This is a genomic window from Rhodopseudomonas palustris (genome assembly GCF_034479375.1).
In the GTDB taxonomy this organism is placed as follows: domain Bacteria; phylum Pseudomonadota; class Alphaproteobacteria; order Rhizobiales; family Xanthobacteraceae; genus Rhodopseudomonas; species Rhodopseudomonas palustris_M.
Map to the genome: position 1 here is coordinate 3,027,465 of NZ_CP140155.1, position 22,169 is coordinate 3,049,633.

The following is a 22,169-nucleotide window of genomic DNA, read 5'->3' on the forward strand; positions in this document are numbered from 1 at the left end:
CCGCCGACGCTACAGCGACCGCGCGATCAACAGCTTCATCACTTCGTTCGTGCCGCCGTAGATCTTCTGAATCCGCGCATCCACGAACATCCGCCCGATCGGATATTCCTGCATGTAGCCGTAGCCGCCATGCAGCTGCAGACACTCGTCGACGGTCTCGACCTGCTTCTGCGTGGTCCACCACTTCGCCATCGACGCCGTCACCGCGTCGAGATCGCCTGCGATCAGCCGCTCGATGCAGAAATCGACGAACACACGGGCGATGAACGCCTCGGTCTTGCGCTCGGCTAGCTTGAACGCGGTGTTCTGAAATTCGAGGATCGGCTGCCCGAACGCCTTGCGCTCGCGGGTGTAGTCGGTGGTCAGCTTGACCGCGCGCTCCATCGCCGCCACCGCACCGACCGCGATGATCAGCCGCTCCTGCGGCAATTGCTGCATCAACTGAACGAAGCCTTTGCCCTCCTCGCCGCCGAGCACATTCTCCTTCGGCGCAATGGCGTTCTCGAAGAACAATTCGGACGTGTCGGAGGCGTGCAGGCCGATTTTGTCGAGGTTGCGGCCGCGCTTGAAGCCGGGATTGTCTTTCGTCTCCATCGCGATCAGCGACAGCCCCTTGGCGCCCGGGCCGCCGGTGCGGGCGACGACGATGATCAGATCGGCATTCTGGCCGTTGGTGATGAAGGTCTTCTGGCCGTTGATGACGTAAGTATCGCCCTCGAGCTTCGCCGTGGTGCGCACGCTCTGCAGGTCGGAGCCGGTGCCGGGCTCGGTCATCGCGATGCCGCCGATCAGCTCACCGCGCGCCATCGCCGGCAGCCAGCGCTGCTTCTGCTCCTCGGAGCCGTAGTTCAGGATGTAGTGCGCGACGATGCCGCTCGACACGGTGACGCCGGACAATGCGTCCGGAACGATCGATTCCATGTCCTCGTAGATCGCCGCGTCGTAGGCGAAAGTGCCGCCGAGGCCGCCATAGGCCTCCGGCACGCTCGGCACCAGCGCGCCCATCTCGCCCAGCTTCAGCCAGGCGGAGCGATCCACCATCTTCTGTTTGCGCCATTGTTCGGCGTGCGGCGCGAGATCCTTGGCGAGAAACTTGCGGAACTGGTCGCGAAACGCGTCCAGTTCCTCGGTCATCCAGGGCGATCGGTACTGCATGTGTCCTCGCTAAATGATGAGACCGCCGCCGCAGACGACGACCTGACCACTGATGTAGTTCGATTCCGGGCTGCAGAACAGATAGACCGCGTCGGCCGCCTCTTCCGGCGTGCCGCCGCGGCCGAGCGGGATCATCCGCGCCATGGCATCGAGCATCTGCGGCTGGACCCCGACCTTGATGTCGCGACCGGCGACGTCGATGGTTTTCTGCTGCGCCTCGATCGGCTGGGTCAGACGGGTGTTGATCAGCCCGAACGCCACGCAATTGACGTTGACCTTGTAACGGCCCCATTCCTTGCACAACGTCCGCGTCAGCCCGACCAGCGACGCCTTGGCGGACGAATAGCTCGCCTGCCCGGCATTGCCGTAGAGCCCGGCGATCGATGAGATGTTGACGACCTTGCGGAACACCTCGCGGCCGGCCTCGGCCTCCTTCTTGGCGAAGATGCGGATCGGTTCGGCGGCCGCGCGCAGGATGCGGAACGGCGCCACCAGATGCACGTCGAGCATCGCCTGGAACTGCTCGTCGGTCATTTTCTGGATCGTCGAGTCCCAGGTATAGCCGGCGTTGTTGACGATGATGTCGAGGCCGCCGAACTGCTCGACCGCGGCGCCGACGAAGCGATCGGCAAAGCCCGGCTCGGACACGCTGCCGTTGATCGCGATCGCCTCGCCGCCGGCCGCCTTGATTTCGGCGGCGACCGCATCGCCCGGCGCATCGTCGAGATCGTTGACGACCACGCGCGCGCCTTCGCTGGCGAGCTTCAGCGCGATGGCGCGGCCGATGCCGCGGCCCGATCCGGTGACCAGCGCCACCTTGCCTTGCAGTTTGGACATCCGTGTTTCCTTCAACTTCCTGTTTGACAGGGTATGTTAGTGCTCGTCATGCCCGGGCTCGTCCCGGGCATCCACGCCTTCTGAGCCTCACCGCTCAAGACGTGGATGGCCGGGACGAGCCCGGCCATGACGGCAATAAATTCAGAGAGCGACCACGGCTTCGCCGGCGAGCTTGGTCTCGCCGTGCTGGTCCTTGGTGGTGAGCGCCAGCCTGGCGCGACGCTCGCCCCCGACCTCGAACAGCTCGGCGACCGTGCCCTCGCAGGTCAATTCGGCGCCGACCTGGGTGATCGCCGCAAAGCGCGTCGAGAAGGCTCGAATTCGATCAGGCGGAAACGCATCGCTGAGCGCCTGGCCGAGATAGCCCATCACCAACATGCCGTGGCTGAACACGTCTGGGAATCCCGATGCCTTGGCGAAGTCGATATCGACATGGATCGGGTTGTGGTCGCCGGAGGCGCCGCAATACAGCGCCAGCCGATGCCGGCTGATCGGCAGAAACTGCTTGTGGACGACGCGGTCGCCGACCGCGGGCGAGTTGTTGGTGTGGGTCATGAGGGTGATCCGTTGCGCACGACGATGGTCCGCGCCGTGTCGGCGACGTGCACGCCATCCTGATTGGTGACCGCGGTTTCGACGACGATCAGCGTCATCGCGCCGCCCTTCTTGTCGACCACACTGACGACGCGTGGGCTGAAGGTCAGCGTGTCGCCGACCACCACCGGGGCGTGATAGACGAAACTCTGCTCGCCGTGCAGGACGCGGCCGAGATCAATATCGAGCGCCGTGAGAAACTCGAACGGCTTCTGGTTGTCGAGCATCTCGAGGCAGAACAGATAGGTCGGCGGCACCGGAACCCCGGCGTAGCCGTCGGCCTTCGCCGCCGCGGCGTCGCGATAGACCGGATTGCCGTCGCCGAGCGTATCGAGAAAATAACGCAAACGTCCCGGCTCGACATGAGCGGTGACCGGCGTGAACCGGTGACCGACCGCAGATTGATCAACCATCGGAACGACCTCAGGCGCGTTCGTACAGCGTCACCACACAGGCGCCGCCGAGGCCGAGATTGTGCTGCAAGGCGCGCTTCGCGCCCTCGACCTGGGTCGCCTCCGCGGTGCCGCGGAGTTGCCGCGTGAGTTCGTAGCACTGCGCGAGACCCGTCGCTCCGAGCGGGTGCCCCTTCGACAGCAGACCGCCGGACGGATTGGTGACGAACTTGCCGCCATAGGTGTTGTCGCCGTCGTCGATGAATTTCTCGGCGCCGCCTTCCGGACACAGGCCGAGCGCCTCGTAGGTGATCAGCTCGTTATGTGCGAAGCAATCGTGCAGCTCGACGACATCGATATCCTCAGGACCGACCGAGGCCGCCTCGTAGACCTTGCGGGCGGCGTCGCGGGCCATGTCGTAGCCGACCACGCGCATCATATCGCCGGCATCGAACGTCGACGGCGTATCCGTAGTCATCGCCTGCGCGACGATCTTGACGTCTTTGCGCAGTCCATTTTTCAACGCGAATTTTTCCGAGACCAGCACCGCCGCGGCGCCACCGCAGGTCGGCGGGCACGCCATCAGCCGCGTCATCACGCCCGGCCAAATCACCTGGTCGTTCAGCACGTCGTCGGCGGTGAGTTCTTTACGGAACAGCGCCAGCGGATTGTTCGCGGCGTGACGGCTGGCCTTGGCGCGCACCTTGGCGAAGGACGACAGCGGCGTGCCGTGTTTCTGCATGTGGCTGAGGCCGGCGCCGCCGAAATAGCGCAGCGCCAGCGGAATGCCGGGCGCGTCGATCAGACGATCGGCGGCGGCATCGAAATCTTCGAACGCGCTGGGACGATCGACGAACACCGACCCAAGCGCACCGGGCTTCATCTGCTCGAAGCCGAGCGCCAGCACACAATCGGCCGCGCCGGAAGCGATCGCCTGCCGCGCGAGAAACAGCGCGGTGGAGCCCGTGGAGCAATTATTGTTGACGTTGACGATCGGCACGCCGGTCATACCGACCTGATACAGCGCGCGCTGGCCGCATGTGGAATCGCCGTAGACGTAGCCGACGAAGGCCTGCTGAATGGCGTCGTAACCGATGCCGGCGTCGCTCAGCGCGCGCCGCGCCGCCTCGGCTCCCATCAAGTGATAGGGCTCACTGGCGCCCGGCTTCATAAACGGAATCATGCCGACACCGGCGACGTAGACGGGTGACGCCATTGTTCTCTCCCTAACTTACCCATTGGACTTTTTATTACCCATGAGTAATATACCGACCACTCGGCCAAGTCAATCGACGGCCCTCGCGGAAATGATGATGGACGGACGCCCCGCCAACGACCAATCGCCCTGGATGCCGTTCGAGAGCCGCCGCCGCGCCCGCGACGAGAAGCGCGAGGCGGTGCTGCGGACGGCGGTGCAACTGTTTCTCGAGCAAGGCTATCACCGCGCCACGCTGAACGAGGTGGCCGAGCGGCTGAACATCACCAAGCCGGCGCTGTACAACTACTTCCGCAGCAAGGACGAGATCCTGTTCGAGTGCTGGGCGCTGGGGCAGGAGCAGGTCGACGAGTTCATCGCCGTGATCGATCGCAGCGGCCAGAACGGCCTCGGCAAGCTGCGGGCACTGGTGCGCGCCTATGCCGGGACCATGGCGACCGATTTCGGCGCCAGCCTGGTGCGGTTCGATCCGCGGGATCTGAAACCCCACAATGCCAAGACGGTGCGCGACGCCAAGCGCAGCATCGACCGGACGTTCCGGCGCTACATCGCGGACGGCATCGCCGACGGCTCGATCAAACCGTGCGACCCGAAGCTCGCCGCCTTCGCGATCGCCGGTTCGCTGAACTGGATCGGCCATTGGTATCAGCGCGGCGGGCCGCTGGCGCCGGACGCGATCGCGGACGAATTCGCGGAGCGTCTCACCGAAGGGCTCGCCGCCACATCCGGTCGCAAGGCGCCCGCAACGAGGCGGTCCGCGACGAAAAGCAAGAGCGCCGACAAGGCGCCGACGTCACGAAAGAAGAAATAACCCAAGGAGGACTGCAATGAATATCACTCATGGCCTGCGGCGCGCGCTGCAGATCAACGCCGACGGCCTCGCCACCGTATTCAATGGACGCCGCCGGAATTGGCGCGAAGTCGGCGATCGCGTCGCCCGCCTCGCCGCCGGCCTGCGTGCGCTCGGCGTCGGCGAGGGCGAGCGCGTCGCCGTGCTGTCGATGAATTCCGACCGCTATCTCGAACTTTATCTCGCCGCCGGCTGGTGCGGCGGCGTGATCGTGCCGCTCAACATCCGCTGGAGCGCGCTTGAGAACGAAGACGCGCTACGCGATTGCCGCGCGGCGGTGCTGGTGGTGGACAAAGCCTTTGCGGCCACAGGCACGACGCTGGCGCAAGCGATCCCCGGGCTGGCAATGGTCTATGCCGATGACGGCGACGTGCCCGCGGGCATGCAGAGCTACGAGGACGTCATCGCGACCAACGCGCCTATCCCGGACGCGATGCGCGAGGCCGACGACCTCGCCGGCATCTTCTATACGGGCGGCACCACCGGCCGCTCCAAGGGCGTGATGCTGAGCCACGGCAATCTGATGGCCAACGCGCTCAATGCGCTCGGCGAAGGGCTGTTTCCGGGAACGTCCGTCTATCTTCACGCAGCGCCGATGTTCCACCTCGCCAACGGCGCGGCGATGTATTCGCTGCTGCTGTCCGGCGGCGCCAACGTGATGGTGCCGTCGTTCACGCCGGAAGGCGTGATGGCGGCGATGCAGAACGACCGCGTCACCGATGTGCTGCTGGTGCCGACCATGATCCAGATGTTCGTCGATCATTCGGCGCTGAAGAATTACGACCTGTCGTCGCTGAAGAACATCATCTACGGCGCCTCCCCGATCAGCGAGGCGGTGCTGGCGCGCGCCAGCGCGGCGCTGCCCCACGTGCAGTTCACCCAGGCCTACGGCATGACAGAGCTGTCGCCGATCGCGACGCTGCTGCACTGGAAGGAGCATATCGGCGACGGCAAGGCCAAGGGCCGGCAGCGCGCCGCCGGCCGCGCCACGCTCGGCTGCGAGGTCCGCATCGTCGACGCCGACGACCAGCCGGTGCCTGCCGGCACCGTCGGCGAGATTTGCGTGCGCGGCGACAACGTGATGATGGGCTATTGGGAGCGTCCGGAGGAGACCGCGCGGGCGCTGGCGGGCGGCTGGATGCACACCGGCGACGGCGGCTACATGGACGAGCACGGCTTCGTCTTCGTCGTCGACCGCGTCAAGGACATGATCATCTCCGGCGGCGAAAACGTCTACTCGGTCGAGGTCGAGAACGCGGTGGCGCAGCATCCGGCGGTGGCGCAATGCGCGGTGATCGGGATTCCGCACGAGGCCTGGGGCGAGCAGGTCCACGCCGTGGTCGTCACCAAGGCCGGCGCCGCCGTCACCGCGGACGAGTTGATCGCGCACTGCAAGGCGCTGATCGCCGGCTACAAATGCCCGCGCAGCGTCGAGATCACCGAAACGCCGCTGCCGCTGTCCGGGGCCGGCAAGATTCTCAAGCGCGAATTGCGCCAGCCCTATTGGGAGAACCGCGAGCGTCGCGTGAGCTGACGTTCACGCCGCAACGCCATCACAGCATCGGCCGGAGTTGAAACTGGCCGATGCTGCGGAACCGCTCGGTTGGGCTGTCCTGCCGGCACAACGCAATGCGGTCGATCGCGAGCGTCTCCAGTCGCAGCGCATCGAACTGCGCGCGCAGCAGGCCGAGCAGTTCGTCGTGCCGGGCGAGGTCCACCGATCCGGTCAACGTCATGTGGAATCGAAACTCCTCGATCACATAGGGGTAGCCCCAATGATCGAGATATTGCACCTGCCGGAGCGAGAGCAGCGCCGGCTTCCTGCGCGCACGATCCTCCGGCGTCAGCGGCGCACGGAACGAATCGAAGCTGCGCACGCAGTCGGCCGCGAGCTGCGCAAGGTCGTCCGATGGCTCCGAAGGCACCAATGCGATGAAGCTGCCGATCGATCGAACCATCGGCGTGATCGTCGGGATCGCCCGCGGCGTCTCCGCAAAGGTGGCGCAGGCCCACAGCAACTCGGCCTCACTCTGGCCCGACGCCAAGGCAATCGGCGCCTTCAGCGTGGCGTGAAAGCCGTATTTGCGCGGATCGCTGGTGACCGCGGCCCAGTCCGGCACGGCGCGCGTCATCGCCTCCGGGAACAGTGGCTCTGCGCCGGTGAAAACATCATAGCCGAGCAGCGTCGACCCGAACCGGTCGAGCGCACTGCCGGGCGGCGGCAGATAGTAAATGGCGTAGCGGGGAACTTGCGTCATCGCGGACAGGATAGCCTCGTCTCAGGTTGCGACAACCCTCTCGTGCCCGGCCTTGTGCGACATCACGAAGCGCTCCGGCTCGTCGAGATGGACGAGGCGCCCGCCCGCGATCGCTGCGACCAACCGCGGTCGCAGGGCGATCCGGTCGTCCACGATCAGAATGTCGGCGCGCTTGCCGGCTGCGAGCACGCCGCGATCGGTCAATCCCGCCGCGCGGGCCGGCGATTCCGACACCAGCCGCCACGCCTGCGGCAGCGGCAATATGCCGTCATGCACCAGCCTGAACGCCGCCAGCAGCGGCGCCGGATAGTAGTAATCCGATGCCAGCACAGAGCACAGCCCCTTGGCGATCATGTCGGCCGCCTTGGTCCAGCCGGTGTGGCTGCCGCCGCGCACCACGTTCGGCGCGCCGAACACGATGAAGTCTCCCGCCGCGGCGGCATCCCGCGCAGTGTCTTCGGTGGTCGGGAATTCGGCGATCCGGACTCCGAGCGAGCGGAAGCCCTGGCGCATCGCCGGCGTGTCGTCGTCATGCGACAACATCGGCAACCCGGCCTCACGGGCGCAGGCCGCGAGCCGCGCGATCGCGTCCGGCACCTCGGCGGTCCGCGACGCGACGCGCTCGACCAGCCGGTCGAATTCCTCGCCCGACAGGCCGGTGCGCTCGACCATGCGGGCACGCCGATGCGGGCGCGACAGATCCGCGATCGTCGAATCCATGTGGTCGTTGAAGGCGAACAGATCGACCCGGCCATCGCCGATCCATTGGGCGATCTCGTCGACGGCCTCGAGATTGAACGCCTCGTGGCGCAGATGAATGCGGGTATCGACGGCGAGCCTAGGCCGGGTGACGTCGATCGCGTCGAGCATCCGCCGGGCATTGGCCGCGCTGCGCAGCCCCGGCTCCCACGACCAGGTCACGGCGTGGAACATCGTGGTGATGCCGTTGGCGATCGCCTGCCGATCGCTGTCCGCCAGCGCGACGTCGATCGGGAAATCGACGCCCGGCCGCGGCATCATCTGCCGCTCGAACGCGTCGCCATGCAGATCGACGATGCCGGGCAGCACCAAAAGGCCGCCGGCATCGATCCGGATCGCGGCCGGGCGCGAGGCCGATCCGGCCGCGGCGATCGTCCCGCCGACGACCTCGAGCGAGGTTTCGGTCAGTTCGTCGCCGAGCAGCGTGCGGCCGCCTTCGATCAGGATGTCGGTCATGTCGTCACTTTCTTGCGGCGCGTTCCCCGCTGCATCTTCGCGGAGGCTTCGTATTTGTCGAGGAATTCCTCCACCGGCAGCTTGCGAAAGTCCGGCAGCGCCAGGCGCAACGCCTCGTGCTCCCAATCCCACCAGGCCAGATCCGCCAGCCGATTGGCGACGAATTCCGGAAAGCGCCGCTTGATCGGACGCGCCGGATTGCCGGCGACGATCGTATAGGCCGGCACGTCGCGGGTGACGATCGCGCCGGCTGCGACCACCGCGCCGGTTCCGATGTTGCGGCCGGGCAGCACGATCGCGCCATGGCCGATCCAGACGTCGTGGCCGATATGGACGTGGTGGGCCCGGCGCCAGGCAAAAAACTCGGCATCGTCGCTCTCACCCTCGAAATACGTGCTGGCGCGATAGGTGAAATGTGCTTGCGTCGCGCGATGCATCGGATGATTGCCGGGATTGATCCGGGTCATCGCCGCGATCGAGCAGAATTTGCCGATGGTCGAATAGGTGATCTGCGAGTCGTTGACGACATAAGAATAATCGTCCATCGCCACTTCGTGCAGGATCGTACGCGCGCCGACCTCGCAATAGGCGCCGAGCTTCACGTCGTGAAGCCGGGCCGAGGGATCGACCGTCGGTTCGACCGAGAGCGTTTTTGCGACCATTGAGTCCCCGCATCCGGTTTGTCGAGGCTGAGGTTCTTCGGCGGACTTGGTGACGACGTCGTGACGTCGGGATGACACGCGCATGCTGTGCATGACGGCAAAGCTGCCCCGCTGTCACACGCCTGCAAAGTAGCAGCGCTACCGATACGCTCATCAAGCTCCAGGAGCAGCGCATGCTGGTAGTTGAAGGTCTCACCTGCCGGTTCGGCAACCATGCCGCCGTGGACAACGCTTCCTTCGCCATCGAGCGCGGCAGCTTCATCGGCGTGATCGGCCGATCCGGCGCCGGTAAATCGACCTTGTTGCGGATGCTGAACCGTCTCGCCGAACCCTCCGAAGGCCGCATCCTGTTCGAGGGCGTCGACGTCACCGCACTGCAGGGCCGCGAACTCCGTCAGTGGCGGGCGCGGTCCGCCATGATCTTTCAGCAGTTCAATCTCGTCGGCCGGCTCGACGTGCTGACCAACGTGCTGATGGGCCGTTTGGCGCATATCCCCGCCTGGCGCTCGCTGGCGCAGGCCTGGCCGGAGAAGGACCGGGCGCTGGCGATGTCGGCGCTCGACCAATTCGACATGGCGTCCTATGCGGCCCAGCGCGCCGACCAATTGTCCGGAGGCCAACAGCAACGGGTCGCGATCGCCCGGGCGCTGGTGCAGCAGCCGGACATCGTGCTGTCCGACGAGCCGATCGCGTCGCTCGATCCCCGCAACACCAAGATCGTGATGGACGCGCTGCTGCGCATCAACAAGCACTTCGGCATCACCGTGATCTGCAACCTGCATTCGCTCGATCTGGCGCGCAGCTACTGCGATCGGCTGATCGGGATGGCGTCCGGTCGCGTGGTGTTCGATGGCGCGCCGGTCGAGCTCACCGACAGGGTGGCACGGGAGCTCTACGATCTCGAAGCCAACGACGTCATGGGTGCAGACCATCAAGCGCCGGTCGTTCCCACCGTGCCCGCCCTGCCCGCCTACGCCCAGGCCGTCGCCAGCTGATGAGCAGGCGGCCCGCTGCCGCCACCTCGACATCGCGTCGCCCTCGTTCGAACGACCGGTCGGGGGGTGCGGTTCACGTCCCATCCGAAAGGCACGTCACACCATGATCAAGTTCAGTACCGTTCTTGCAGGCGCCCTCGCCCTGGCGTTCACCGCCTCGGCCGCCCCGGCTCAGGATTGGAAATCGAAATATCCCGAACTCGTCTTCGGCAAGGTTCCGGACGAGAACGCCTCGGGCACCACCACCCGTTGGACGCCGTTGACCGAATATCTGTCGAAGAAGCTCGGCACCAAAGTGACGCTGCGGATCGCCAACGACTACGCCGCCGTGATCGAAGGCCAGCGCTCCGGGAACATCCAGATCGCGATGTACGGTCCGGCATCCTATGCCCGCGCCTATCTGATCGGCGCCAAGGTCGAGCCTTTCGCCATCGAAGTGAACAATGACGGCAGCAAAGGGTACTACTCGGTCCTCTACGTGAAGGCGGAGTCGCCCTACAAGAGCATCCAGGAACTGAAGGGCAAGAACCTTTGCCTCGTCGATCCGAATTCGACCTCGGGCAACAACGTCCCTCGCTTCGAGATGAACAAGCTGTCGATCGATCCGGACAAGTTCTTCGGCAAGGTGATCTACGCCGGCAGCCATGAGAACGCCGTGATCGGCGTCGCGCAGGGCACCTGCGACGCCGCATTCAACTGGTGGAACACCGAAGCCGAATCCAACCTGCTGCGGATGGACCGCAAGGGTATGGCCAAGGCGGCCGATTTCCGCGTCATCCTGAAGTCCGACCAGATTGTGAATTCGCCGATGGCCTATCTCACCGACCTGCCGGCGGACCTGAAGGCGGCGATCCGCAAGGCCGTCCTCGATCTGGCGACCGACGATCCGGAAACCTTCAACAAGATCTACGAAGGCAAGGGCAAGCCTTATGAGGCGGTCGATCACAAGGCGTATCAGCCGGTCATCGATCTGACGAAATTCGTCGACACCCTGCGCAAGAGCAAATCCTGAGCCGACACGATCGACTGAAACGGGCGGCCTTCACGGCCGCCCTCTTTTTGCCAGGATAGTGGATGCCAGCGGTTGTTTCGGAACTGCCCGACGCTCAGTTGCGTCACCTCATCGATCACTATGAGGCAGCGGTGTCCGCCAAGCGCAGGCGCGCCGCGGTGGGGGCGGCCGTCCTCGTCGTGATGATCGCAGCCTCGGCGTGGATGGGCGAAGTCGACCTGCTGAAACTGGCTGAGAATTTCTGGCGCTTCCCGTCCTATTTCATCTCGATCATGCCGACACTCTCGTTCGGCACACTGTGGACCGACCTCGCAGACTGGCTGTGGGGGCTGAACCGCTGGACCGGGCTGCTGCTCGACACGCTGCTGATCGCCTATGTCGGCACATTGATCGGCGCCATCGCCGGCTTCGTGCTGTGCTTCCTCGCCTCGGCCAATCTGGTCCGCTCGCGCACCACGGTGTTCGTGACCCGTCGATTTCTGGAGGTCTGCCGCACCGTTCCGGAGCTCGTCTTCGCGCTGGTGTTCGTGCTGGCCTTCGGACTCGGGCCGCTGCCGGGCGTGCTGGCGATCGCGATCCACACCACCGGGGCGCTCGGCAAATTGTTCGCTGAAGTCGTCGAGAATATCGACGACGAGCCGATCGACGGAGTCGTCGCCTCGGGCGGCAACTGGATGGAAATGGTGCGCTTTGCGGTGGTGCCGCAGGTGCTGTCGAATTTCGTCAGCTACGCGTTGCTGCGCTTCGAGATCAACGTCCGCGGCGCTGCCGTGATGGGCTTCGTCGGCGCCGGCGGCATCGGGCAGGACCTGATCGAGGCGGTGCGCAAATTCTACTACACCGACGTCAGCGCCATTCTGATGCTGATCATCGTCACGGTGATGACGATCGACTATTGCACCGAGGCGGTCCGTCATCGCCTGATCGGGCGGGAAAGCCGATGACCGATACGCGCAGGGCGCTGAGCTTCGACGATCAGACCGACATCGTCCGCCGCTTTCCGGAGCAGTTCGGGATCGACTGGTGGCGGCGCGGCCGACTGATCGGCGGTCTCGTCGTCGTCGTGGCGCTGTTCGTCTTCGGGCTGATCAGGCTCGAGATTCCGTTCGACCGGCTGATCAGCGGCTCGATCCGCCTGATCAAGTTCACCGCCATGATGTTGCCGCCGGATCCCGGATCCTGGGCACAGGCGAAGATCTATCTGAACGCAATGGGCGAGACCATTGCGATCGCCTTCCTCGGCACGTTGGGCGGCGCGCTGCTGGCGTTTCCGGTGTCGTTCCTGGCCGCGCGCAACGTGGTCGGCAGCCGCGTGCTGCAGCTCGTCACCCGCCGCGGGCTCGACGCGGTGCGCGGCGTCGACACGCTGATCTGGGCCCTGATCTGGGTCGGCGTCGTCGGCCTCGGCCCGTTCGCCGGCATTCTCGCGGTGATGTGCAGCGATTTCGGCACATTCGGCAAATTGTTCTCCGAAGCCTTCGAAGCGGCGGACAAACGATCGATCGAAGGCGTCAAGGCGACCGGCGGATCGCACGTCCACAGCATCCGCTTCGGCCTGCTGCCGCAGGTGATCCCGATCCTCGCGAGCCAGGTGCTGTATTACTTCGAATCCAACACGCGTTCGGCCACCATCATCGGCATCGTCGGCGCCGGCGGCATCGGCCTGCAGCTCGCCGAGCAGATTCGCGTGCTGGAATGGCAGAAAGTGTCGTTCCTGATCGTGCTGATCATGATCGCGGTGGCGGCGATCGACTGGCTGTCCGGTAAGCTGCGCTTCGCGATCATCGGCCGCCGCGCGGTCGCGTGACGGCAAGGGCGGAGCTATCCGCAATCGTCATCCTCCGCGAAGGAGGATCCAGTATTCCGCGGCGTCGCAAATGATGCGCCGACGCTCTGGATTACTGGTTCGCCCGCTTTCGCGGGCGATGACGGCAGCATGAAAGTGGAACCTACTACTCCGTCTCCACCACGAACTCGACGCGCTCCGCGGCGAAGCGGGTGCGGATCGCAAGCAGCGGGCGACCTTCGCCGTCGACGTCCAGCGCCTCGACGATCAGCACCGGACGACCGATCCCGAGATCGAGCCGCGCCGCATCGCCAGCGTCGGCGATTGCCGCGGTGATCCGGGTCGAGGCGCGGCGATAGTCGCCGATGCCGTATTGCGCCAGCACCTTGGTCATCGAGCCGAACCGCCGATACAATTCGCCGGCGTCGGGGAAACGGTCGGCCGAACACCACGTGGTCCCGACGCAGATCGGCGCGCGGTCGGCGAGCCGCACCCCCTCGATGCGGATCAGCGGGGCGCCCGGCGCAAGGTCGAGCTGGCGGGCGAGTTCGTGCGTCGCCTCCTCGCGGCTCGCCGCCAGCAACCGACCGCGCGGTTCGCGGCCGCCCGCGCCGACGATTTCGGAAAATCGCGTGCGCGAGCGCAACGGATAGGCGATCCGCGAGGTCTCGACATAGGTGCCGCTGCCGCGCTCCGCCCGCACCAGCCCGCGCTCCGCGAGCGCCGCCAGCGCCCGCCGCACGGTGTGGCGGTTGACCCGATGCGCCTGCGCGATCTCGACCTCGCCGGGCAGCTTCTCACCTGCCGCGTAGCCGCCGTCGGCGATCTTGCGCTCGATCGAGTCGGCCACCTTGCGCCACAATGCGACGCCCGAATCCGGTTCTAGAGTCGTCATCTATCCACATCCGTTCGATCGTCGTCACAGCCGCGCGATTTCGTCACGTCGTCATCAAAAAGTCATGGCGCGTCTTTATCAAGTTGTCTATTATCACAGACAACTTGATGCGGGCTAGAGTCAAGATGACGACATCCTTCGAAGCCGGTCCCCAGACCCGGCAGGCGGCGATGGCCGTGCTGGTTCATGCCGAGGCGGAGCAGATTGCGGCGCGGCTGTCGGGGTTGGAACTGCCTGCGAACGAGACGCTGCGCGAGCCGGAGAACGGCCTTGTGATGGTCCGCGGCCGGGTCGGCGGCGACGGCGCGGCGTTCAATCTCGGCGAGGCCACGGTGACGCGGGCGGCGGTGCGGCTCGACAGCGGCGAATGCGGCTTCGGCTACACGCTCGGCCGCGACCGCGACAAGGCGCGGCTGATCGCGCTGTGTGATGCGCTGATCCAGCGCCGCGACTTCGCCGCGACGATCGAGACCAAGGTGCTGGCGCCGCTACGGGCTGAGCAGGCCGCGGCGCGGCATCGCCAGGCCGAACAGACCGCCGCGACCAAGGTCGATTTCTACACGCTGGTGCGGGGCGAGGGCTGAGATGACAGGGACGGTCGAATTGTCCGCCGGCTTTGCCGACAAGGTCACGTCGGCGCAGGCGACGTTCCGCGCGGTGATGCAGGCGATGGCGCGGCCGGGCAAGCTGCAGCGGCTCGATGCCGAACTGCATGACGTTCCGGCGCCGCTGATGCCGGCGACCGCGGCGATCGCGCTGACGCTGTTCGATCACGATACGCCGCTGTGGCTCGACGCCGCGGCGAAGACGCCCGCCGTGACGCGATGGCTGAGGTTTCACACGTCCGCGCCGCTGGTCGAAGCGCCCGAAGCCGCTGCGTTCGCACTGATCGCCGAGCCTCATCGGATGCCGGCTCTCGATCGCTTCGCGCTCGGCAGCAACGATTATCCGGATCGCTCCACCACGCTGGTCCTGCAGCTCGAGAGTCTGGAGGAAGGCGCCGAGTTCGAACTGAGCGGCCCCGGCATCCGCGGGATGGCGGCGCTGCGCGCGCCGCTGCCGGAAAGCCTCGTGTCACAGCACGAAGCCAACCACGCACTGTTTCCGCGCGGCGCCGATCTGATTCTGGTCGGCGGCGACACGATCGTCGCGATCCCGCGCACCACGCGGCTCGTCGCCAAGGGAGGCAACTGATGTATGTCGCGGTCAAGGGTGGCGAGCGCGCCATCGATAATGCGCACCGGTTGCTGGCACACGAGCGCCGCGGCGACCGCGCCGTGCCCGAACTGACGCTGGCACAGATTTCCGAGCAACTCGCGCTCGGCGTCGACCGGGTGATGGTCGAGGGGTCGCTGTACGACCGCGAGTTGGCAGCGCTGGCGATCAAGCAGGCCCGCGGCGATCTGATCGAGGCGATCTTCCTGCTGCGCGCATTCCGCGCCACGCTGCCGCGGTTCGGCGCCACCGAACCGCTCGACACCGGCGCGATGGCGGTGCGGCGGCGGGTGTCCTCGACCTTCAAGGATATTCCCGGCGGGCAGATTCTCGGACCGACCTTCGACTACACGCACCGGCTGCTCGACCCGCAACTCGCCGCCGGAGGTGAGCCGGACCTGCCGGCATATGCGGTGGTGTCGAACGAAGCGATGCCGCGCGTCACCGATATCCTCGGCCGCGACGGACTGATCGAACCTTCGCCCGCGCCGGCCCCCGATGCGCCGGTCGGCGACCTCACCCGCGAGCCGCTGAACTTTCCGGCCGATCGCGATCTGCGACTGCAAAATCTGGCGCGCGGCGACGAGGGCTTCCTGCTCGCGCTGGGCTACTCGACGCAACGTGGCTACGGCCGCACGCATCCGTTCGCCGGCGAAATCCGCTTCGGCGAGGTCGAACTCGAGTTTTTGGCAGAAGATGCCGGCTTCGCGGTGCCGCTCGGCAGCATCGCGCTGACCGAATGCCAGATGGTCAATCAGTTCAAGGGCTCGGCCACAGAGCCGCCCTGCTTCACGCGCGGCTACGGCCTCGCCTTCGGGCAGAGCGAGCGCAAGACCATGGCGATGGCGCTGGTCGATCGCGCACTACGCGCGAAGGAACTCGGCGAAGAGGCGCTGGCGCCGGCGCAGGACGAGGAATTCGTGCTGTCGCATTCGGACAATGTGCAGGCGACCGGCTTCGTCGAACATCTGAAGTTGCCGCATTACGTCGACTTCCAGTCCGAGCTCGGACTGATCCGCCGGCTGCGGCAGAACTTTGTCGATGCCGCCGAACGATCCGAGCCGTTGCAGGAGGCTGCGGAATGAACGCGCCCCAGTACAACTTCGCCTATCTGGACGAGCAGACCAAGCGGATGATCCGTCGCGCGATCCTGAAGGCGATCGCGATCCCCGGCTATCAGGTGCCGTTCGCCAGCCGCGAGATGCCGATGCCGTACGGCTGGGGCACCGGCGGCGTGCAGGTCACCGCGGCGATCCTCGGCCCCGACGACGTGCTGAAGGTGATCGACCAGGGCAGCGACGACACCACCAATGCGATCTCGATCCGGAAGTTCTTCGCCAAGACCGCGGGCGTGGCGACGACAACCAGCACGACGGATGCCAGCGTGATCCAGACGCGGCACCGGATTCCGGAAGCGCCGCTGCACGAGGGCCAAGTGCTGGTGTATCAGGTGCCGATCCCGGAGCCGCTGCGCTATCTCGAGCCGCGCGAGACCGAAACGCGGCGGATGCACGCGCTGGCCGAGTACGGGCTGATGCACGTCAAGCTCTATGAGGACATCGCCAAATTCGGCCACATCGCCACGTCCTACGCCTATCCAGTGAAGGTCGATGGTCGCTACGTGATGGACCCGTCGCCGACGCCGAAATTCGACAATCCGAAGATGGACGATTGCCCGGCGCTGCAATTGTTCGGCGCCGGCCGCGAGAAGCGGATCTATGCGATCCCGCCCTATACGCAAGTGGTGTCGCTCGACTTCGAGGACCATCCGTTCACGCGCTATCGCCAGGACGCGCCGTGCGCGCTGTGCGGATCGGAAGAATCCTATCTCGACGAGATCGTCACCGACGACCGCGGCGGCCGGATGTTCGTGTGTTCGGACACCGATTATTGCGAAACCCGACAGGCGCAGGGCCATCGCGGCAGCGAAAGCGCGCCGCATCAGGAGCGGGCCGATGCCTGATCGCACCTCCCCGATTGCGCAGGATCAGCCGCTGCTGGTCGCCGAAGGTCTGGCGAAATCCTACGGCCGGCTGCAGGCCTGCCGCGATATCTCGTTCAAGCTGTATCCGGGCGAAGTGCTGGCGATCGTCGGCGAGAGCGGCTCCGGCAAATCGACGCTGCTGCAGATGCTCTCCGCGCAACTCGCGCCGAGCGCAGGCCACGTCTCGTACCGGATGCGCGACGGCGTGTTGCGCGATCTCGCCGCACTCGGCGAAGCGGAGCGGCGCTTTCTGTTCCGCTCAGATTGGGGCTACGTGCATCAGGACCCGGCGCAGGGCCTGCGGATGGCGGTGTCGGCCGGCGCCAATGTCGGCGAGCGGCTGATGGCGGTCGGCTGGAATCACTACGGCCGTATCCGCGACACCGCGTCGAGCTGGCTGTCGCGCGTCGAGATCGGGCTCGACCGCATCGACGATGCGCCGCGGACTTACTCCGGCGGCATGCGGCAGCGGCTGCAGATCGCGCGCAATCTGGTCACCGAGCCGCGGCTGATGTTCATGGACGAGCCGACCGGCGGCCTCGACGTCTCGGTGCAGGCGCGGCTGCTCGATCTGCTGCGCGGCCTTGTCACGGACCTCGGGCTTGCCGCCATCGTCGTCACCCACGATCTCGCGGTGGCGCGGCTGCTGTCGCATCGCGTGATGGTGATGCAGGGCGGTCGCGTGATCGAGACCGGCCTCACCGACCAGGTGCTCGACGACCCGCACGAGCCCTACACCCAGCTCCTCGTCGCCTCGATCCTGCCGCCATGAGCCCGCCAATGTCCGCGATGATCCAACTCAGCAATGCCGAGAAGACCTTCGTCATGCATCTGCAGGGCGGCGTGCGGCTGCCCGTGGTGCGCGGCGTGTCGTTCCACGTCGACGCCGGCGAATGCGTGGTGCTGGCGGGGCCCTCGGGCGCCGGCAAGTCGTCGATCCTGAAGATGATCTTCGGCAATTATCGCTGCGACGCCGGCCGCATCGACATCCTGCATCGCGGCGCCCTGATCGATCTCGCCACCGCCGAGCCGCGGCAGGTGCTGGAGCTGCGGCGCGATACGATCGGCTATGTCAGCCAGTTTCTGCGGGCGGTGCCGCGGGTGGCGGCGATCGACGTCGTCGCCGAGCCGCTGGTCGCGAGCGGCGTCGGCAAGGACGAGGCCCGCGCGCGCGCCGGCGAATTGCTGAAACGTCTGAACATCGCCGAACGGCTGTGGCCGCTGCCGCCGGCGACGTTCTCCGGCGGCGAGCAGCAGCGCGTCAACATCGCCCGCGGCTTCATCGCGCATGTCCCAATCCTGCTGCTCGACGAGCCGACCGCCTCGCTCGATGCCGCCAATCGCGAGGTGGTGATGAGCCTGATCGCCGAGAAGAAGCGCGACGACGTCGCGATGATTGCTATTGTCCACGACGACGAGGTGCGCGCCCGGATCGCCGATCGACTGATCGACGTCGCGAGCTTCGCCGCAGCGGCCTGAAGAGAGACGAGAGAGTGATGACGACCAATTTCGAATTCGTTCTGCGCAACGCCCGCATCGTGCTCGCCGACCGGGTGATCGAGCACGGCTGGCTGGCGATCGAGAACGGCCGCATCGCCGAGATCGGCGACAGCGGCGTTCCCTCCGGCAGCCACGACATGGGCGGCGATCTGGTGATGCCCGGGCTGATCGAGCTGCACACCGACCATCTCGAAGCCCACTACATGCCGCGACCGAAAGTGCAGTGGAATCCGGTGGCCGCCGTGGTGTCCTATGACGGCCAGCTCGCCACCTGCGGCATTACCACGGTTCTGGATTCGCTGCGGGTCTGGCGCGAGGAAGGCGCCGAAGACGTTGACGGCCAGGCCGGCGTGCTCGCACAAGCGATCAGCGACGCGCGCGACGCCAATCTGCTGCGCGCCGAGCACTTCCTGCATCTGCGCTGCGAAATCCCGATGCCCAATGTGGTCGACGAGGCGAAGGAGTTGATCGGCCGCCCCGACGTGCGGCTGATGTCGCTGATGGACCACACGCCGGGCCAGCGGCAGTTCCGCGACGAAGAGAAGCTGCGCGACTACTACCGCGGCAAGGGCGCCGGCATGACCGACGCCGAACTCGACGTGATGTTCGCGCGGCGGCTGTATTGCAAGGAGACCTACGCCGACGCCAATATGCGGGCGATCGTCGCGCTCGCGCAACAACACGAGATTCCTTTGGCGAGCCACGACGACACCACCGACGAGAACGTCACCGACGCGATTCGCGATCGGGTCGCGGTGGCCGAATTCCCGACCACGCTCGAGGCCGCACGCGGCCTGCACGAGGCCGGCATCGACATTCTGATGGGCGCGCCGAACGTGGTGCGCGGCGGTTCGCATTCCGGTAACATCGCGGCGATCGATCTGGCGCGCGAGGGGCTGTTGGATATCCTGTCGTCGGACTACATCCCGTCGAGCCTTCTGATGGCGGCGCTGCAACTGCCGCTGCGCGCGCCGGCGATCGATCTCGCAGCCGCCGTGCGCACCGTCACCAAGGCGCCGGCCGAAGCGGTCGGCCTGCCGGATCGCGGCGAGATCGCGGTCGGCAAGCGCGCCGACCTGATCCGCGTCCACGTCGCCCACGACGTACCGGCGGTGCGCAGCGTCTGGCGCGAAGGACATCGGGTGGCATGACCGAGCTCGCGCCCATCACCGCACAGGACAGCCGGATCGGACCCGGACGGCTGGTGCTGGTGGTCGGCCCGAGCGGCGCCGGCAAGGACACGCTGCTCGGCATCGCCAAGGCGACCTGCCTCGGCGAACGCGACATTGTGTTTACGCGGCGCGTGGTCACGCGCGAGCCTTCGCCTGCGGAAGACAATCTGCAGAGTACACCCGAGGCGTTTCGGGCCATGGTCGCCGCCGATGAATTCGCGCTGCATTGGCAGGCGCACGGCCATAGTTACGGCCTGCTGCGCTCGATCGACAACGAACTGCGCGCCGACCACACCGTGGTCGCCAATGTCTCGCGCACGGTGATCGCGCAGGCGCGGCAGAGCTATGAGAACGTCGTCGTCGTGCTCGTCACCGCGCCCGCCGAAATTCTGGCCGGCCGGATTGCGGCGCGGGCGAGAGGCAGCGACGGCGTCATCGCGGACCGCGTCGGTCGAATAGTCACCGCCGGCGACGACGCCGATTTCACGATCATGAATGTTGCAAGCCGCGACGACCATGCGCGCGACCTTCTTCGTATCATCCGCGACGAGGCGCCGGCCGGACAGGAAGTTGCGCAATGACGATATCCGCCATCACCACGATTGCCGACCTCGAGCAACTCTACGGCGTCCCGGGCGACGCCTCGACCGAGAAGGTCGCGGACCGGATCACGCCGCCCTATCGGACGCTGATCGAGCGCTCGCCGTTCGCCGCACTGGCGACCGTCGGCCCCGAGGGACTGGATTGCTCGCCGCGCGGCGACCTGCCCGGCTTCATCCATATTCACGACGACAAGACGCTGATGCTACCCGATCGGCACGGCAACAACCGGATCGACTCGCTGCGCAACGTCGTGCGCGATCCGCGCGTGGCGCTGATGCTGCTGATCCCCGGCTCGACCAGCGCGCTGCGGATCAACGGGCGCGCGATCGTCTCGGCGGAGGCGGAATTGCTGAGTTCATTTTACGTCAAGGGCAAAGCCCCGCGCACCGTGATGGTGATGACGATCGAGGAGATCTACTTCCAGTGCGGCCGCGCGATCCTGCGCTCCGATTTGTGGAATCCCGACAAGCACGTCGATTCGGCCACGCTGCCGACCCCGGGGCAGATTCTCGCCTCGATGACCGACAATCGCGTCGGCGGCGAGGACTACGACCGGACCTGGCCCGAGCGCGCCAGCCAGACGATGTGGTAGCAGGCGAAACAACGGGTCGAGGCTGCCTCGCCGATCGCTGGCTGGATCTGTGCACCGATGGGTGCATGCCGTGTGAGCAGCCGGTCAGCTCGGTTCGGTCTGCCGGACCGTTCATGCTGGATGTCGAATTCGACGTCGCGGCGGTTGCGCTGGTCAGCGCTGATCCGCGCGCCGGCGCGGTGTCCTTCGTGGCTGATACCCACCAATCGACTCTGGCAAGTGTGTCCGCTCATCTGGACAAATGATGCTTAAGTATCTCCGGTCCGCCGCTGGTCGAGGCATTTTCATCTTACTGTCACACTAACGTCATCCAATTCGTCGAGAAGCATCGACGAATTGGATGACCAATGATGCTGGCGTCGAGTAAAGCGAACCGCGAAACGGAAGCCATTGAGGGTTTTGCATCCCTGGCGCAGCCGACCCGGCTCGCCGCGGTTCGGCTGTTGCTTTCAGTTCATCCAACGACGTTGCCCGCAGGCGAGATCGCCCGGCTCTGCAATGTGCCGCACAACACGATGTCGACACATCTGGGCATCCTGCAGCGCGCCGGTCTGATCGGCGTCGAGAAGCAAGGCCGCTCGATGAACTATCGAGCCGAGCTTCCAGGATTTCGAAGCCTCCTCGATTTCCTAGCGCGCGATTGCTGCGACGGCCATCCCGACATCTGTGCAGACGTTTTCAAGACCCCCTCCCCCGCACCCACCGCTCCGCTGGAGAACTTCATGACACCCGCCTTCAACGTGTTGTTTCTCTGCACGCATAATTCCGCGCGCTCGATCATGGCCGAGGCGCTGTTGCAGAAGGTCGGCAACGGCCGATTTCGCGGCTACTCCGCCGGCTCGGAGCCAGCGAGCCAGCCGCTACCGCAAGTCATCGAGCGCCTTGCCTCGCTAGGCCATGACGTGGCGCGGCTCCACTCCAAATCCTGGGACGAATTCAAACGGCCCGATGCGCCGCGGATGGATTTCATCATCGCGCTGTGCGACGCGCCGAACGGTCAGATCTGCCCAGATTTTGGAGGGAAATACGTCACCGCCGCCTGGCCCCTGCCGGACCCAGCCCAATTTACCGGATCGGAGACTGAACGGACGACCTTGCTGAACGAACTTTACGCGATGATCCGCAGGCGGCTGGAAATCTTCACGAGCCTGCCGTTCGAGTCACTCGATCGGATGGCGGTAAAAGCGCGCCTCGACGAGATCGGCGACACCAACCGCATTACGCCGTGACGGTGGC

Annotated in this window: 26 protein-coding genes; 17 read left to right on the top strand and 9 right to left on the bottom strand. The window is 65.8% G+C overall.

Features of this window, described 5'->3' with window-relative positions:
- Positions 1-9: 9 nt before the first annotated feature.
- From SR870_RS13645 to SR870_RS13665, 5 genes are all read right to left on the bottom strand, one after another.
- Complete coding sequence (locus SR870_RS13645) at positions 10-1,155, bottom strand: acyl-CoA dehydrogenase family protein (RefSeq protein ID WP_322514097.1); 1,146 nt, start codon at positions 1,153-1,155, stop codon at positions 10-12.
- 9 nt (positions 1,156-1,164) lie between these two features.
- Positions 1,165-1,992: an SDR family NAD(P)-dependent oxidoreductase gene (locus SR870_RS13650; protein WP_322514098.1), complete on the bottom strand. Its 828-nt coding sequence runs from the start codon at positions 1,990-1,992 to the stop codon at positions 1,165-1,167.
- Positions 1,993-2,133: 141 nt separating this feature from the next.
- Entirely contained in the window at positions 2,134-2,547 is a 414-nt protein-coding gene (locus SR870_RS13655) for a MaoC family dehydratase (protein WP_322514099.1), read from the bottom strand.
- A complete protein-coding gene (locus SR870_RS13660) occupies positions 2,544-2,999 on the bottom strand; it encodes a MaoC family dehydratase N-terminal domain-containing protein (RefSeq protein ID WP_322514100.1) in 456 nt (151 codons plus the stop codon). Before SR870_RS13660 ends, SR870_RS13655 begins: the two co-directional genes overlap by 4 nt.
- A 10-nt stretch (positions 3,000-3,009) precedes the next feature.
- Complete coding sequence (locus tag SR870_RS13665; RefSeq protein ID WP_322514101.1) at positions 3,010-4,194, bottom strand: lipid-transfer protein; 1,185 nt, start codon at positions 4,192-4,194, stop codon at positions 3,010-3,012.
- Between the two features lie 97 nt (positions 4,195-4,291).
- On the opposite strand from SR870_RS13665, the gene SR870_RS13670 reads away from it, so the two are divergent.
- Together SR870_RS13670 and SR870_RS13675 are read left to right on the top strand one after the other, a co-directional pair.
- Entirely contained in the window at positions 4,292-5,005 is a 714-nt protein-coding gene (locus SR870_RS13670) for a TetR/AcrR family transcriptional regulator (RefSeq protein WP_322514102.1), read from the top strand.
- Positions 5,006-5,021: 16 nt separating this feature from the next.
- Positions 5,022-6,578: a long-chain fatty acid--CoA ligase gene (locus SR870_RS13675; protein WP_322514103.1), complete on the top strand. Its 1,557-nt coding sequence runs from the start codon at positions 5,022-5,024 to the stop codon at positions 6,576-6,578.
- A 19-nt stretch (positions 6,579-6,597) separates the two neighbouring features.
- Here the strand turns inward: SR870_RS13675 and SR870_RS13680 are convergent, their stop codons facing one another.
- The 3 genes from SR870_RS13680 to SR870_RS13690 are packed head-to-tail and all read right to left on the bottom strand — an operon-like array spanning position 6,598 to position 9,179.
- Complete coding sequence (locus SR870_RS13680; RefSeq protein ID WP_322514104.1) at positions 6,598-7,302, bottom strand: DUF1045 domain-containing protein; 705 nt, start codon at positions 7,300-7,302, stop codon at positions 6,598-6,600.
- A gap of 21 nt (positions 7,303-7,323) precedes the next feature.
- Positions 7,324-8,517, bottom strand: a complete 1,194-nt coding sequence (locus SR870_RS13685; protein ID WP_322514105.1) for an alpha-D-ribose 1-methylphosphonate 5-triphosphate diphosphatase — start codon at positions 8,515-8,517, stop codon at positions 7,324-7,326.
- On the bottom strand, positions 8,514-9,179 hold the full coding sequence (locus SR870_RS13690; RefSeq protein ID WP_322514106.1) for a chloramphenicol acetyltransferase: 666 nt from the start codon (positions 9,177-9,179) through the stop codon (positions 8,514-8,516). The genes SR870_RS13685 and SR870_RS13690 overlap by 4 nt, the downstream gene beginning before the upstream one ends.
- A 173-nt stretch (positions 9,180-9,352) precedes the next feature.
- On the opposite strand from SR870_RS13690, the gene phnC reads away from it, so the two are divergent.
- The 4 genes from phnC (at position 9,353) to phnE (SR870_RS13710) (ending at position 12,993) form a co-directional block, all read left to right on the top strand.
- Positions 9,353-10,174: a phosphonate ABC transporter ATP-binding protein gene (gene phnC / locus SR870_RS13695; RefSeq protein ID WP_322514107.1), complete on the top strand. Its 822-nt coding sequence runs from the start codon at positions 9,353-9,355 to the stop codon at positions 10,172-10,174.
- Positions 10,175-10,277: 103 nt separating this feature from the next.
- The gene (gene phnD, locus SR870_RS13700) at positions 10,278-11,186 is read left to right on the top strand and encodes a phosphonate ABC transporter substrate-binding protein (RefSeq protein ID WP_322514108.1); all 909 of its coding nucleotides are present in this window, start codon (positions 10,278-10,280) and stop codon (positions 11,184-11,186) included.
- A gap of 62 nt (positions 11,187-11,248) precedes the next feature.
- Entirely contained in the window at positions 11,249-12,130 is an 882-nt protein-coding gene (phnE, locus tag SR870_RS13705) for a phosphonate ABC transporter, permease protein PhnE (RefSeq protein ID WP_322514109.1), read from the top strand.
- Positions 12,127-12,993, top strand: a complete 867-nt coding sequence (phnE, locus tag SR870_RS13710; RefSeq protein ID WP_322514110.1) for a phosphonate ABC transporter, permease protein PhnE — start codon at positions 12,127-12,129, stop codon at positions 12,991-12,993. Before phnE (SR870_RS13705) ends, phnE (SR870_RS13710) begins: the two co-directional genes overlap by 4 nt.
- Positions 12,994-13,138: 145 nt before the next feature.
- Here the strand turns inward: phnE (SR870_RS13710) and phnF are convergent, their stop codons facing one another.
- Positions 13,139-13,867, bottom strand: a complete 729-nt coding sequence (gene phnF, locus SR870_RS13715; protein ID WP_322514111.1) for a phosphonate metabolism transcriptional regulator PhnF — start codon at positions 13,865-13,867, stop codon at positions 13,139-13,141.
- Between the two features lie 125 nt (positions 13,868-13,992).
- Between phnF and phnG the strand changes: the two genes are divergently transcribed.
- From phnG to SR870_RS13770, 11 genes are all read left to right on the top strand, one after another.
- Positions 13,993-14,451, top strand: a complete 459-nt coding sequence (phnG, locus tag SR870_RS13720; RefSeq protein WP_322514112.1) for a phosphonate C-P lyase system protein PhnG — start codon at positions 13,993-13,995, stop codon at positions 14,449-14,451.
- Position 14,452: 1 nt separating this feature from the next.
- Positions 14,453-15,061 carry a phosphonate C-P lyase system protein PhnH gene (phnH, locus tag SR870_RS13725; RefSeq protein ID WP_322514113.1) on the top strand — a complete coding sequence of 203 codons (609 nt, stop codon included), beginning with the start codon at positions 14,453-14,455 and terminating at the stop codon, positions 15,059-15,061.
- Positions 15,061-16,167: a carbon-phosphorus lyase complex subunit PhnI gene (locus SR870_RS13730; protein ID WP_322514114.1), complete on the top strand. Its 1,107-nt coding sequence runs from the start codon at positions 15,061-15,063 to the stop codon at positions 16,165-16,167. The genes phnH and SR870_RS13730 overlap by 1 nt, the downstream gene beginning before the upstream one ends.
- Complete coding sequence (locus tag SR870_RS13735; RefSeq protein WP_322514115.1) at positions 16,164-17,045, top strand: alpha-D-ribose 1-methylphosphonate 5-phosphate C-P-lyase PhnJ; 882 nt, start codon at positions 16,164-16,166, stop codon at positions 17,043-17,045. The genes SR870_RS13730 and SR870_RS13735 overlap by 4 nt, the downstream gene beginning before the upstream one ends.
- Entirely contained in the window at positions 17,038-17,838 is an 801-nt protein-coding gene (gene phnK, locus SR870_RS13740; protein ID WP_322514116.1) for a phosphonate C-P lyase system protein PhnK, read from the top strand. The genes SR870_RS13735 and phnK overlap by 8 nt, the downstream gene beginning before the upstream one ends.
- An 8-nt stretch (positions 17,839-17,846) precedes the next feature.
- Entirely contained in the window at positions 17,847-18,545 is a 699-nt protein-coding gene (gene phnL, locus SR870_RS13745; protein ID WP_322514117.1) for a phosphonate C-P lyase system protein PhnL, read from the top strand.
- Positions 18,546-18,562: 17 nt separating this feature from the next.
- Positions 18,563-19,717, top strand: a complete 1,155-nt coding sequence (locus SR870_RS13750; RefSeq protein ID WP_322514118.1) for an alpha-D-ribose 1-methylphosphonate 5-triphosphate diphosphatase — start codon at positions 18,563-18,565, stop codon at positions 19,715-19,717.
- The gene (gene phnN, locus SR870_RS13755; RefSeq protein WP_322514119.1) at positions 19,714-20,319 is read left to right on the top strand and encodes a phosphonate metabolism protein/1,5-bisphosphokinase (PRPP-forming) PhnN; all 606 of its coding nucleotides are present in this window, start codon (positions 19,714-19,716) and stop codon (positions 20,317-20,319) included. The genes SR870_RS13750 and phnN overlap by 4 nt, the downstream gene beginning before the upstream one ends.
- Positions 20,320-20,321: 2 nt before the next feature.
- Complete coding sequence (locus tag SR870_RS13760) at positions 20,322-20,933, top strand: pyridoxamine 5'-phosphate oxidase family protein (protein WP_322518269.1); 612 nt, start codon at positions 20,322-20,324, stop codon at positions 20,931-20,933.
- Positions 20,934-21,046: 113 nt separating this feature from the next.
- Positions 21,047-21,178 (top strand): hypothetical protein, encoded by a 132-nt coding sequence (locus SR870_RS13765; RefSeq protein WP_322514120.1) that lies wholly within the window; start codon positions 21,047-21,049, stop codon positions 21,176-21,178.
- Positions 21,179-21,280: 102 nt separating this feature from the next.
- The gene (locus SR870_RS13770; RefSeq protein ID WP_322514121.1) at positions 21,281-22,162 is read left to right on the top strand and encodes a helix-turn-helix domain-containing protein; all 882 of its coding nucleotides are present in this window, start codon (positions 21,281-21,283) and stop codon (positions 22,160-22,162) included.
- Positions 22,163-22,169 lie beyond the last annotated feature (7 nt).

What these genes read in the sequence shown, in the direction of transcription:
- SR870_RS13645 (WP_322514097.1), bottom strand. Translation starts at nt 1,155, where the DNA reads ATGCAGTACCGATCGCCCTGGATGACCGAGGAACTGGACGCGTTTCGC.
- SR870_RS13650 (WP_322514098.1), bottom strand. Translation starts at nt 1,992, where the DNA reads ATGTCCAAACTGCAAGGCAAGGTGGCGCTGGTCACCGGATCGGGCCGC.
- SR870_RS13655 (WP_322514099.1), bottom strand. Translation starts at nt 2,547, where the DNA reads ATGACCCACACCAACAACTCGCCCGCGGTCGGCGACCGCGTCGTCCAC.
- SR870_RS13660 (WP_322514100.1), bottom strand. Translation starts at nt 2,999, where the DNA reads ATGGTTGATCAATCTGCGGTCGGTCACCGGTTCACGCCGGTCACCGCT.
- SR870_RS13665 (WP_322514101.1), bottom strand. Translation starts at nt 4,194, where the DNA reads ATGGCGTCACCCGTCTACGTCGCCGGTGTCGGCATGATTCCGTTTATG.
- SR870_RS13670 (WP_322514102.1), top strand. Translation starts at nt 4,292, where the DNA reads ATGGACGGACGCCCCGCCAACGACCAATCGCCCTGGATGCCGTTCGAG.
- SR870_RS13675 (WP_322514103.1), top strand. Translation starts at nt 5,022, where the DNA reads ATGAATATCACTCATGGCCTGCGGCGCGCGCTGCAGATCAACGCCGAC.
- SR870_RS13680 (WP_322514104.1), bottom strand. Translation starts at nt 7,302, where the DNA reads ATGACGCAAGTTCCCCGCTACGCCATTTACTATCTGCCGCCGCCCGGC.
- SR870_RS13685 (WP_322514105.1), bottom strand. Translation starts at nt 8,517, where the DNA reads ATGACCGACATCCTGATCGAAGGCGGCCGCACGCTGCTCGGCGACGAA.
- SR870_RS13690 (WP_322514106.1), bottom strand. Translation starts at nt 9,179, where the DNA reads ATGGTCGCAAAAACGCTCTCGGTCGAACCGACGGTCGATCCCTCGGCC.
- phnC (WP_322514107.1), top strand. Translation starts at nt 9,353, where the DNA reads ATGCTGGTAGTTGAAGGTCTCACCTGCCGGTTCGGCAACCATGCCGCC.
- phnD (WP_322514108.1), top strand. Translation starts at nt 10,278, where the DNA reads ATGATCAAGTTCAGTACCGTTCTTGCAGGCGCCCTCGCCCTGGCGTTC.
- phnE (WP_322514109.1), top strand. Translation starts at nt 11,249, where the DNA reads ATGCCAGCGGTTGTTTCGGAACTGCCCGACGCTCAGTTGCGTCACCTC.
- phnE (WP_322514110.1), top strand. Translation starts at nt 12,127, where the DNA reads ATGACCGATACGCGCAGGGCGCTGAGCTTCGACGATCAGACCGACATC.
- phnF (WP_322514111.1), bottom strand. Translation starts at nt 13,867, where the DNA reads ATGACGACTCTAGAACCGGATTCGGGCGTCGCATTGTGGCGCAAGGTG.
- phnG (WP_322514112.1), top strand. Translation starts at nt 13,993, where the DNA reads ATGACGACATCCTTCGAAGCCGGTCCCCAGACCCGGCAGGCGGCGATG.
- phnH (WP_322514113.1), top strand. Translation starts at nt 14,453, where the DNA reads ATGACAGGGACGGTCGAATTGTCCGCCGGCTTTGCCGACAAGGTCACG.
- SR870_RS13730 (WP_322514114.1), top strand. Translation starts at nt 15,061, where the DNA reads ATGTATGTCGCGGTCAAGGGTGGCGAGCGCGCCATCGATAATGCGCAC.
- SR870_RS13735 (WP_322514115.1), top strand. Translation starts at nt 16,164, where the DNA reads ATGAACGCGCCCCAGTACAACTTCGCCTATCTGGACGAGCAGACCAAG.
- phnK (WP_322514116.1), top strand. Translation starts at nt 17,038, where the DNA reads ATGCCTGATCGCACCTCCCCGATTGCGCAGGATCAGCCGCTGCTGGTC.
- phnL (WP_322514117.1), top strand. Translation starts at nt 17,847, where the DNA reads ATGTCCGCGATGATCCAACTCAGCAATGCCGAGAAGACCTTCGTCATG.
- SR870_RS13750 (WP_322514118.1), top strand. Translation starts at nt 18,563, where the DNA reads ATGACGACCAATTTCGAATTCGTTCTGCGCAACGCCCGCATCGTGCTC.
- phnN (WP_322514119.1), top strand. Translation starts at nt 19,714, where the DNA reads ATGACCGAGCTCGCGCCCATCACCGCACAGGACAGCCGGATCGGACCC.
- SR870_RS13765 (WP_322514120.1), top strand. Translation starts at nt 21,047, where the DNA reads ATGCTGGATGTCGAATTCGACGTCGCGGCGGTTGCGCTGGTCAGCGCT.
- SR870_RS13770 (WP_322514121.1), top strand. Translation starts at nt 21,281, where the DNA reads ATGATGCTGGCGTCGAGTAAAGCGAACCGCGAAACGGAAGCCATTGAG.